Raw genomic sequence first — 10707 nt, 5'->3', positions numbered from 1 at the left:
GGCAATTGTAGCAAAATTTTGCTTGCGTGTTAATCAAAGATTTATCGTGAGGGTTTAGAATTTGGTAACTTCCAACAAAGGAGCGCACATGAAAAATTTAGTGATTTTGGCTCTTTTAGTGAGCCTCGCCGCGGCGAAAATCAACATAAACGAAGCTAGTCGCTACGAGCTGATGACGATCGGTGGGCTTGATGCGGGCAGGGCGGATATGCTTATGCAATACCGCCAAAAGCGCGAAATTTCAAGTGCAGATGAGCTAAAGGGCATCAACGGCTTTGCAAGTTACGATACCGCCAAACTGCAGAAGAGCTTTGAAATATCGCCTAGAGCTAACGTGCAGCAGCCGGTGCAGCCTGAGCGCGACATAGTCGTGGTCGAAAAGACCCGCACCCGCACGGTTTACGGAGGCTCCACTTATAGACGCGTGGAAAATTACGGAAACGGCATCACTATTACCGAAACCGGTACTTTTCCGCCTCCACCTCCACGAGGATATGATAGACGCGGCGGCATGCCGCCTCCTCCGCCACTCCCACCTCCTGGTGGTATGATGCCGCCGCCTCCCCCGCCTCCTGGTGGCATGATGCCTCCTCCGCCTCCGCCGCCGCATGGAGGGATAAAACCGCCTCCTCCGCCACCGCCTCCTCGCGATGATTATTCTCGCAGGAGAAGTTCTAGCAGTATGAGCGATAGCGATATCGGTGGCAGCTCGCGCCGTAACATGCCGGTGCCTATGCATATGGGAACGATCCGCTCGAAAAGATCCAGTAGCGTCACAAGCTTCGGCAATTGCGATCCGCAAAGCGGCGACTGCGTTAGCGTCGGCGTGCAATAGGGTTTTTAAAATTTAATTTTACGTGGGCGGAATTTTAGGATTTTAAATCGAGATTCCGCCCCCCCTTAAATTTACGGCTAAATTTTAAAATTTCGTAACGTAGAATTTAAAATTTACGCAGGTATCGCTCTGCGCTACGATAAAATTCCAAAAAATTTTGTAAATTTAATCTAAGCCTCGCGTGGTAAAATTTCAAGCTAAAATTTTACGTTAAAAATTCCGTGCCGCGTTTGGTCAAGATAAAATCTGTACTTTAAAATTTTAAATCCGAACATCCCGTCCGTTTTAAATTTATGGCTAAATTTTAAATTTGCCTTTTCTACTCTCGCTAAATTCCGAAATTTTGCCCCGTCTGCGCCGTTATTAAATTTAAAATTTTACTCGATCTACCGCCTCAAATTCGTAAAATTTATATACAAAATAATATAATCACAAAATTATTCCAACGAAACAGGATGGGCGTATGAAAGAAATTAGCGGATCGCAGATGATCGTGGAGGCGTTGCGGCAGGAGGGGGTCGAGGTGGTTTTCGGCTACCCGGGCGGCGCGGCGCTGAATATTTATGATGAAATTTACAAACAAAAATACTTCAGACACATTTTGGTGCGCCACGAGCAAGCCGCAGCGATGGCTGCGGACGGATACGCGCGCGCTAGCGGCAAGGTCGGCGTGGCCGTCGTCACGAGCGGGCCAGGCTTTACGAACGCGCTTACGGGGCTTGCTACGGCGTATAGCGATAGCATCCCGATCGTGCTTATCAGCGGGCAGGTGGCGACCTCGCTTATCGGCACCGATGCTTTTCAAGAGATCGATGCGATCGGAATTTCACGCCCATGCGTCAAGCACAACTATCTAATTAAAACGATAGAAGAGCTGCCTAGAATTTTAAAAGAGGCTTTTTACATCGCTCGCAGCGGCAGACCGGGGCCCGTGCATGTCGATGTGCCGAAGGACGTAACGGCGAAGCTGGGCGTTTTTGAATATCCTAGCGAAATCAAGATGCAGACTTACAAGCCGAATTATAAGGGCAATTCTAAACAGATCAAAAAAGCCGTCGAGTTAATCGCAAACTGCAAAAAGCCTATCCTCTACATCGGTGGCGGCGTCATCAGCGCGGGCGCAAGCGAGCTGGTGCGCGAGCTTAGCGAGTTTGCGCAGATTCCGGTCGTTGAAACCCTTATGGCGCTAGGAGCTATGCGAAGCGATGATAAAAACCGCCTCGGCATGGTCGGTATGCACGGCAGCTACGCCGCAAATATGGCGCTTAGCGAGTCGGATCTGATAATCTGCTTGGGCGCGAGATTTGACGATCGCGTCACGGGCAAACTTAGCGAATTCGGCAAAAACGCAAAGATCATCCACGTCGATATCGATCCTAGCTCGATTTCAAAGATCATAAACGCGGATTATCCGATCGTGGGCGATGTGAAATCGGTGCTAGAGGAGATGCTGCCTCGCATTAAAAACGAGGTTAGTCCTCAAAATTTCGAGCAGTGGCGCGAGCTCATCCGTAAATACGATGAAATTCACCCGCTTAAATTTAACGACAGCGATGAAATTTTAAAGCCGCAGTGGGTTATCCAAAGTACCGCAAAAATCGCGGGCGAGGACGCTATCATCGCTACGGACGTGGGGCAGCATCAGATGTGGGTCGCGCAGTTTTATCCGTTTTGCAAGCCGCGCACGCTGCTAAGTAGCGGCGGGCAGGGCACGATGGGATACGGCCTGCCCGCGGCATTGGGCGCGAAGGCCTATGCGGGAGATAGACCGGTTATAAATTTCAGCGGCGACGGCTCGATTTTGATGAATATCCAAGAGCTGATGACTGCGAGCGCGAGCGGTCTAAACGTCGTAAATATCGTATTAAACAACAATTTCTTAGGCATGGTGCGGCAGTGGCAGAGCTTATTTTACGGGCAGCGTTTCTCATCGACCGATCTTAGCTCGCAGCCCGATTTTGTGAAAATTGCGGAGGGCTTCGGCGGCGTAGGCTTTAGCGTTAGCACTAAAGCGGAATTTGAAGACGCGCTGAAGCAGGCTCTTGCGAGCAAGAAAGTAAGCGTCATCGAGGCTAAGATCGATCGCTTCGAAAACGTCTGGCCGATGGTGCCCGCAGGCGGCGCGCTTTATAATATGATTTTTGAGCAGGAGTCGTAAGGATGAATAGCATAAGAAGAGTAATATCGGTCGTCGTTACCGATGAGCACGGCGTTTTGTCGCGGATCTCGGGGCTTTTTGCGGGGCGCGGCTATAATATCGACAGCCTTACCGTTGCACCGATCCCAAATACCGGCCTATCGCGCCTTAGCATCGTCACTTCGGGCGATGAGCGCGTCATAGAGCAGATCACTAAGCAGCTTCATAAGCTGATCCCCGTCTACAAGGTCATCGATGATGCAAAATTTGTCGAAAAGGAGATGGTTTTGGTAAAGATCGCGCTGGGCGAAAATTTAGCGGGGCTCGATGCGGTTTTAAAAGCCTACAACGGCAGCATCGCAAACAGCGACGACAGCAAGATCGTCATCATGGCGTGCGACGACGCAGACCGCATCGACGGCTTTTTAAAGACGATAAAAAAATACAATCCGATCGACATCGTCCGAGGCGGTAGCGTCGCGCTGGATATGTAAGCGGCGATAAAATTTAATCAAAGGAGCGCAAATGAAATTATCCAAAATTGCCGAAATTTTAAATATAGAGCTTAACGGAGCGGACGCGGAGATCACCGCGATAAATTCGCTTCAAAACGCAAGGCAAAGCGAGCTGAGCTACTGCGACAGCGACAAAAACGAGAAATTTTTATCCGCCACCAAAGCGGCCGCCGTATTGGTAAAGTGCGGCACTGCGGTTCCAAACGGCGTGCGAGCGCTGGAGTGCGAAAATCCGCACCTAGCCTTTGCGGTCTTAAGCGCGCATTTTGCTAAGCCGCTCATTCGCAGCGGCGTGCCCGCAAAGATCGCCGCTAGCGCGCAGATCGGGCAGAACGTGCATATCGGCGCAAATTCCACGATCGGCGAGGATTGCGTCATCTTAAGCGGTGCGTATATCGGCGATGACGTGCATATCGGAAGCGGCTGCGTGATCCACGCAAACGCCGTCATCTATAATGACGCGATCATCGGCGAGCGCTGCATAATCCACGCAAACGCCGTCATCGGAAGCGACGGCTTCGGCTACGCGCACACCAAAACGGGCGAGCACGTTAAAATTTATCACAACGGTAACGTCGTGCTGCAAGACGAGGTCGAGATCGGCGCGTGCACGACGATCGACCGCGCGGTGTTTGGCTCTACGATCGTTAAGCGGGGTAGCAAGATCGACAATCTCGTTCAGATCGGGCACAACTGCGAGCTTGGGCAAAACTGCCTCATCGTCTCTCAGGTGGGGCTTGCGGGCTCGACGACGCTTGGATGCAACGTCGTGATGGGCGGACAGAGCGGCAGCGGCGGGCACGTAAGCGTGGGCGATTTCGCTCAGATCGCGGCGCGCGGCGGCATAAGCAAGGATCTGGCGGGCGGCAAAAACTACGCGGGGCAGCCTATAATGGAGCTTAGCGAGTGGTTCAAGCTTCAGGCTAAGATCGTTAGATTTTTTAGAGATAAAAAGCACTAGCCGTTTTGCCTTGGTTGATTAGATCGATTGGCTTGATTTGATCGTTTTGATCGTTCGCTCTGATCAACTCCTCTAGCTAGCTTAATCTAAGCAGGCTCGCGTCGTTTCAGTGAAGTTTGAAATCGCCAGGCAGTTGGCGATTGTGGAGTGGTTTGCGTTGCGTTCGGTTTTTGCATAGTTAGCAAACCGCTGCGGCGGTAAATTTTGCCCTTTTATCGACAGAATTTCGCCCGCGCCGTTTTTTGTCGTGCGCTTGCTTTGTGGGCGCGGTAGAATTTGATCTACTCGTTTTGAAATACGTTTGCTCGCAGTCATGGCGCCCGAGCTTTACGAGCGCTTTAAATCAGCGCAAATTTAATTAAAGGAAAAACGATGATAGAGATGTTTTTATGCTCCTATTTTGCGGGCGCGGCGACGCTTTTTGAGGACTATGCGAGGCAAAATATCCGCGCTAAAGAGGTGCTTTTTATCCCGACTGCGGCAAACGTAGAGGAGTACCGAGACTACGTGGACGAGGCGAAAGAGGCGTTTGTCAAAATGGGCTTTGAGGTTCAAATTTTGGATATTTCTAAGGTGAGCGAGGCCGAAGCGAAGGCAAAGATCGGCGCGGCGCAGGTGCTTTACGTAAGTGGCGGCAACACATTTTATCTTTTGCGCGAACTTAAAAAGAAAGGTCTTGCAGGTCTGATCGCCGAGCGCGTCCGAAGCGGCGAGCTCATCTACGTGGGCGAGTCGGCGGGCGCTATGATCACAGCTCCCAGCGTGGAGTACGCGGGCGTGATGGACGATGCGGGCGACTACGGAGCGGCGGCGCAAACAGGGCTTGATCTGGTTAAATTTTACCCGGTGCCGCACTGCGGCGAGGAGCCGTTCGTGCAAAGCGCGGCTGAAATTTTAAAAGCTTACGGCGGCAAGCTAAATTTAGTACCGATAAATAACGCCGAAGCGATCGCGGTGCACGGCGATAAATTTGAAATTTTAGGGCGCTAAACTGCAGCGTGAAAGTAAAATTTAGTAATTAAACGCTTCGTAAAATTTACGCTTACATTTGCGCATAGGGCTGCGAGGTGGAATTTGAACTTAGGCGCGGTGAGTCGCTAACGAATGAATTTAATCAAAGGATTAAAATGAAAATACTACTTATCAACGGCGGAGCGCCGTTTAACGGCAAAGGCGGCAAGCTAAACAAAACTTTGCACGAGCTAGCCAAAAAAACACTACAAGCCCTAGGGCACGAAACGCGCGAAACTACGATACATGAGGGCTACGACTTAGAGGGCGAGGTGGAGAAATTTCTATGGATGGACGCCGTGATCTGGCAGATGCCCGCGTGGTGGATGGGCGAGCCCTGGGTCGTTAAAAAATATATCGACGAGGTGTTTATGAGCGGCATGGGCAAGATAGTGGCAAACGACGGACGGCACAGCGCGAGTCCAAACGACGGATACGGCACCGGCGGACTGATAAAGGGCAAATCGCATATGCTAAGCGTTACGTGGAATGCGCCGCTTCAGGCGTTTGACAAGCCGGGTGATTTTTTCGAGGGCGTGGGCGTGGACGGCGTTTATTTGCATTTTCATAAGATAAATGAGTTTTTAGGCACGAAAAGGCTACCTACGTTTATGTGCAACGACGTCATTAAAAATCCCGATGTAGAGCGCTTTATGAGGGATTACGAAGCACATCTAAAAAGGGTTTTCGGCTAGCCTTAACGGACTCAAACGAGTTTATCTGCTCGTAGTACAGCGCCAGATGAGCTAAAGCGGATTTATAAGATCGCTTCTTAAAGTCGGATATTACAACGCTTGTGAAATTTTAAAATAATGCCAAGCAGTACTTGTTCGAGTGTGGCTTGCGACGCGCGAAGTTTTCGTAAATCACGAGATTCGAGCTTTGCTCGGCTGATTGACGCTGCGTGATGTGCGGGAGGTGTGAATTTTCAAGTCTTGCGGCGCGCGATTTATGCGGTTACTATATAAAATTTCATACGGCTGTCGCAGCTTTTAAGTCTGTGCGAAATAAAACTTGCGAAACGACGTGGCATTTTGCGATCGTTTTAAATTTTGCAAATGCGCTGTATTTTAGCTCGGCGCGAGATAAAATTTTACGCGGCGCACTTTTATGTGATGTACGCGTCTGGCTTGCCGTTGCTCGTTAGTGCCATGTCAGCGAGTGCCTAAGCATGGATGAGTGCGATGGCTGGCTAGTGTAACTATTAGCGTGCCGTTCAGTGCTGCTAGTGGCTTTAAGAGGCGCGATGTGTGTTTACGGGGGGAAGAGATGCTAAAAATTGATATGCTTAAATTCTTTCGCTTGGGCGAGTTTGCAGGCGTAAGAAGCGGCTTGAGCTGCGCGCAGATCGCCTCGATGTTTGGCCCCGCAGACACGAGCTTTAAGAGCACTGGAGCTGAAATTTTAAGATACGGCGCCTTTGAGTTTCACTTTTTTCGGAGCGAAATTTTTATGATTTTTTCGGATCATTTCAGAAGTGAGCCTTTGGATTTCGGCGGCGCAAGGGCGGGGCAAATCGAAATAGAGCCTTGGATATTATCGGGCTGCTCTGCCCTATCGATCTTGCGGCCGTAAAAAGCGCTTTAAATCGTGAGCGGATTGAGTATTGCGAGCGCGCAACGGATGAGGGTTTGGAGTTAAACTTAAACAGCGGCGTTACGCTTGCATTTGAAAGCTTGAGCGGGTTGGGCGAGCCCCGCGGCTACGAGCTTGCCGTATTTTGGATGAAATTTTAGCGAAATTTAAAAAGAGAAATATTTTCTTTCACGCGCTTTTTAAATTTACTCTTCGTCGAATGAAAATGAATGAAAATCCAAGCTAAATTTTGGTAGAAGCGGCGCCTTGTATCGCTCACGGCACTGGAAAAAACCGAGCCGTATTAGTTGCAGAAGTGCGGATTTAAAGATCGCGAAAGTTTGGAGCGACGCAGCTCTGCTTTTATACTGCTACGGCGCGCCAGGATGAAGCGCCGAAATAAAATTTAAACAAAAGAGATTTGATACTTTTTGATACAAAATACGATGAAAAAAAGATCGCTAGCTTTAATCAGATGAATACGCTTTTAAGATGCGTGCTGCTGTTTTTTATCCTTGGTGCGAGTGCGGCGCTGTATACGTCCTACACGGCCGTGCTGCCGTCTAGCCCTGAGGATTTGCAGACCATAGAGGGGCGCGTCATATATGTGCAAACGAATAAGAGCAGAGGGACTAGTTATTATAAGTTAAATTTGGTGGATGGCGCGCTTAAACAGAGGCGTTTTTATTTAGATGTTTATAGTACCGAGATAGATGGATACAAGGCTGCGATATACGACAAAGAGGTAAAAATTTGGTACCAAAGGATCGGGGGTGATACCGACCTTGCACGGCAGATCGCCCTTAAAGACGGGCAAATGGTTCTAAAATACGATTATACTTTTGCAACCAGGTTTTATTACGATAACATATCCGATTCCTATAGAATCACATATTTGAAATGGAGCGGCGGTGCGCTTGCGCTTTTGATCGTTCAGATCGTTTTGATTCGGATAGCGAGGAGAAAATACCGCGTCAAATAGGGCTACTACGAAAAACCTACGAATAAAATTTAAATCGGTCGTTGCCAAATAAATTTAGGCAAAATTTTAACCCGGTAAAATTTCGGATCGGCTTTTGCGCGCTGATTAAATTTACGCGTCCGCTGCGCCGCGAAATTTAAATCTTAAATTTAAAGAGCGAAATCTGAAAAGTGAAATCGCGGTTTAAATTTTACTTTTTAAAATCGTTTTGAAAAAGGGCGGGTAGAGACCAGAGTTTTATCACGGAATTTTGTTTTTGGCAACTCCTGCGGGGAGCGACAGAAGCGCATACTCTTTATTTTTTACTTGCGTGGTCTTAAGCGTAAAATTTAAATTTTATCGTTGTGCCTTGAGCAGTATATCTACGCGATAACATAGTAAATTTATAAAATTTTATCCTCCGTCTGAGTTCAAAAACCTGTTTTCGTTGCGGCTAGCGCGGTAAATTTATAAAATTTCACGCTGTGCAGCGCAAGAAAAATCGGTCTGCAAATTTCTCAAATAGGTGGCAAAATTTAGCCCAAATTTAGGGCTAATTTTTCACACGCTTCTTAATTTTCCTCGGCTAATTTTTTCTCTATAAATTTTAAAATTTCATCCGCGCTTACGCTCTGCCGCTTTAGACCTGCGCGGGTGATGAACTCTACGCTTCCCTCTGCTAAGGCTTTTCCCACGAGCACCGCATACGGAAAGCCCATCAGCTCGAAGTCGTTCATCTTCACGCCGAAGCGCTCTGCGCGATCGTCGAGCAGTACGCGAACGCCCAATGCGCGGCACTGCTCGTATAGTTGCGAGGCAAATTCTACCGCCGCTGCATCTTTGTGATTTGAGATGATGATCTCAAGCTCGAAAGGCGCCAGCTCGCGCGGCCACACGCAGCCTCTCTCGTCGTGGCTGCTTTCGATCGCCACGGCGATAAGGCGGCTTGCGCCGATGCCGTAGCAGCCCATAAAAAACGGCTGAGCCTTGCCGTTTGCGTCCAAAAATCGCGCCCCCATCGGCTCGGAATATCGCGTGCCGAGCTGAAAGATGTGACCCACCTCGATGCCTTTTGTGACGCCAAGCTCGCCGCCGCAGCACGGACACGCATCGCCTTCGCTCACGGCGGCGAGATCCGCAAAGCGCGATTCGTTAAAATTTATCACGCTAGCGCCCACGTAGTGGTAATCCGGCTCGTTCGCGCCCGCGATCATCTCGCGCGCTCCTTTTAGCTCGGCGTCGATGTAAAATTTAGCTCCCTCGCCGAGTCCGAAAGGTCCGCAAAAGCCCGCCGTAAAGCCCGCTCGTGCGATCTCCTCCTCGCTGGCATCGACTAGCTCTAGCGCGCCTGCGGCATTTTGCGCCTTGGTCTCTTGCAGCTCGTCGCAGCCGCGGATAAAAAACGCTACGATCTCGCTGCGATCCTCGTATAGCGCTTTTTTGATCACCGCCTTGATGGTGTAGAATTTATCCACTTTGAAAAATTCCGCGACCGCGTCGATCGTTTTCATCGCAGGGGTTTTAAATTTCATCATACCGTCGGTTTCGGGTGCTGCGGCGTTCGTAGTTTTTGGCGCGCGGCGCGCAGCCTCGATATTTGCGGCATACTCGCAGCGTTTGCACACGATTATATCGTCCTCGCCGTTATCCGCTAGTACCATAAACTCCTTGCTGCCGCTGCCGCCGATCGCGCCGCTATCCGCATCGACCGCGCGGAAATTTAACCCTAGTCGCATAAAGATCCGCGAGTACGCCTGCCTCATCACCTCAAACTCGCGCTTCATATCCGCGGCGTCTGCATGAAAGCTATAGCCATCTTTCATTATAAATTCGCGTCCGCGCAGTAGCCCGAAGCGAGGGCGCGCCTCGTCGCGGAATTTCGTATTGATCTGATAGATATTTAGCGGCAGCTGCTTGTAGCTCGTGATCTTATCCGCTACCATCAAAACCGCCGCTTCCTCGTTGGTAGGGCTTAGCACGAAGTCGTTATCCTTGCGGTCTTTGAAGCGCAACAGCTCCTTGCCGTATTTGGCGTAGCGGCCGCTTTTTTTCCACGCATCCGCAGACGTCACGACGCTAAAAGAGACCTCCTGCGCGCCCGCAGCGTCCATCTCCTGCCTGATGACGGCGTAGATCCGCTCCAGAACTATCTTTCCTAGCGGCAAAAAATTATAAAGCCCGCTGCCCAGCTGCTCGATAAATCCCGCGCGGATCAAAAGCGCGTGGCTAGGTAATACGGCGTCTCTAGGAGCCTCTTTTAGGCTCGGAGCGAAAAGCTTGCTAAATTTCATTCTGTCTGTCCTTTTTCTCGTTTTCTTGATTTAAAAATTTTTCGTAGTTTTCTTGCAGTTCAAAAATTTCGACCAGCACGTTTACCGTGCCGTCAGCATCGTCCGCTTCGCCGAGGTTTTTTAAATTTACCGTCGGAGCGTGCAGAAACGCTTTAAAAACCTGATGGATCAGTTTGCGCGCCTCCTCCGCATCGCTGTGTTTTAGATAGCCCTTTTTAAGCGCCTTGGCTAGCTCTAGCTCGGCTACTTGTTTCGCGCTTTGACGCAAAGCCTTGATGATCGGCGTGGATGCCGCCGCTCTGAGCCATTTGAAAAACTCGTTCGTGCATTTTGCTACGATCGAGTAAGCGATCTGCGCCTGCTCCTCGCGAAGCAGCAAATTTTTCTTTACGATCTCCTCCAGATCATCGACGCTGTAAAC

General features: G+C 49.8%; 10 protein-coding genes and 1 pseudogene. 8 read left to right on the top strand and 3 right to left on the bottom strand.

Annotated features, from left to right (window positions below):
• The first annotated feature begins 88 nt into the window (after window positions 1-88).
• From Q0369_RS04660 to lpxD, 4 genes are all read left to right on the top strand, one after another.
• Window positions 89-835, top strand: coding sequence for a helix-hairpin-helix domain-containing protein (locus Q0369_RS04660; RefSeq protein ID WP_298096643.1), 747 nt, complete (start codon window positions 89-91; stop codon window positions 833-835).
• Window positions 836-1298: 463 nt separating this feature from the next.
• Complete coding sequence (locus tag Q0369_RS04655) at window positions 1299-2993, top strand: acetolactate synthase large subunit (RefSeq protein ID WP_298096640.1); 1695 nt, start codon at window positions 1299-1301, stop codon at window positions 2991-2993.
• 2 nt (window positions 2994-2995) lie between these two features.
• Complete coding sequence (ilvN, locus tag Q0369_RS04650; RefSeq protein ID WP_297916700.1) at window positions 2996-3466, top strand: acetolactate synthase small subunit; 471 nt, start codon at window positions 2996-2998, stop codon at window positions 3464-3466.
• Between the two features lie 31 nt (window positions 3467-3497).
• The gene (lpxD, locus tag Q0369_RS04645; protein ID WP_298096636.1) at window positions 3498-4448 is read left to right on the top strand and encodes a UDP-3-O-(3-hydroxymyristoyl)glucosamine N-acyltransferase; all 951 of its coding nucleotides are present in this window, start codon (window positions 3498-3500) and stop codon (window positions 4446-4448) included.
• Window positions 4449-4529: 81 nt separating this feature from the next.
• On the opposite strand, the gene Q0369_RS04640 is transcribed toward lpxD, so the two are convergent.
• Window positions 4530-4763, bottom strand: a complete 234-nt coding sequence (locus tag Q0369_RS04640; RefSeq protein WP_297995856.1) for a hypothetical protein — start codon at window positions 4761-4763, stop codon at window positions 4530-4532.
• Window positions 4764-4820: 57 nt separating this feature from the next.
• On the opposite strand from Q0369_RS04640, the gene Q0369_RS04635 reads away from it, so the two are divergent.
• The 4 genes from Q0369_RS04635 (at window position 4821) to Q0369_RS04620 (ending at window position 8016) form a co-directional block, all read left to right on the top strand.
• Window positions 4821-5438: a Type 1 glutamine amidotransferase-like domain-containing protein gene (locus Q0369_RS04635; protein WP_298096631.1), complete on the top strand. Its 618-nt coding sequence runs from the start codon at window positions 4821-4823 to the stop codon at window positions 5436-5438.
• A gap of 137 nt (window positions 5439-5575) precedes the next feature.
• The gene (locus Q0369_RS04630; RefSeq protein ID WP_298096627.1) at window positions 5576-6154 is read left to right on the top strand and encodes an NAD(P)H-dependent oxidoreductase; all 579 of its coding nucleotides are present in this window, start codon (window positions 5576-5578) and stop codon (window positions 6152-6154) included.
• A 574-nt stretch (window positions 6155-6728) separates the two neighbouring features.
• Window positions 6729-7034 carry a hypothetical protein gene (locus Q0369_RS04625; protein ID WP_298096622.1) on the top strand — a complete coding sequence of 102 codons (306 nt, stop codon included), beginning with the start codon at window positions 6729-6731 and terminating at the stop codon, window positions 7032-7034.
• A gap of 421 nt (window positions 7035-7455) precedes the next feature.
• Entirely contained in the window at window positions 7456-8016 is a 561-nt protein-coding gene (locus Q0369_RS04620) for a hypothetical protein (RefSeq protein ID WP_298096619.1), read from the top strand.
• A 551-nt stretch (window positions 8017-8567) separates the two neighbouring features.
• Here the strand turns inward: Q0369_RS04620 and Q0369_RS04615 are convergent.
• Window positions 8568-10286: a proline--tRNA ligase gene (locus tag Q0369_RS04615; RefSeq protein WP_298096614.1), complete on the bottom strand. Its 1719-nt coding sequence runs from the start codon at window positions 10284-10286 to the stop codon at window positions 8568-8570.
• A pseudogene (locus Q0369_RS04610) lies at window positions 10276-10707 on the bottom strand (glutamyl-tRNA reductase); the annotation flags it as partial. The pseudogene Q0369_RS04610 and the gene Q0369_RS04615, both read right to left, overlap by 11 nt.

The sequence above is a fragment of the uncultured Campylobacter sp. genome, from assembly GCF_938030685.1.
Lineage (GTDB): Bacteria > Campylobacterota > Campylobacteria > Campylobacterales > Campylobacteraceae > Campylobacter_B.
The sequence above is the reverse complement of the archived record's forward strand: the minus strand, read 5'-3'. Positions and strand labels throughout refer to the sequence as shown.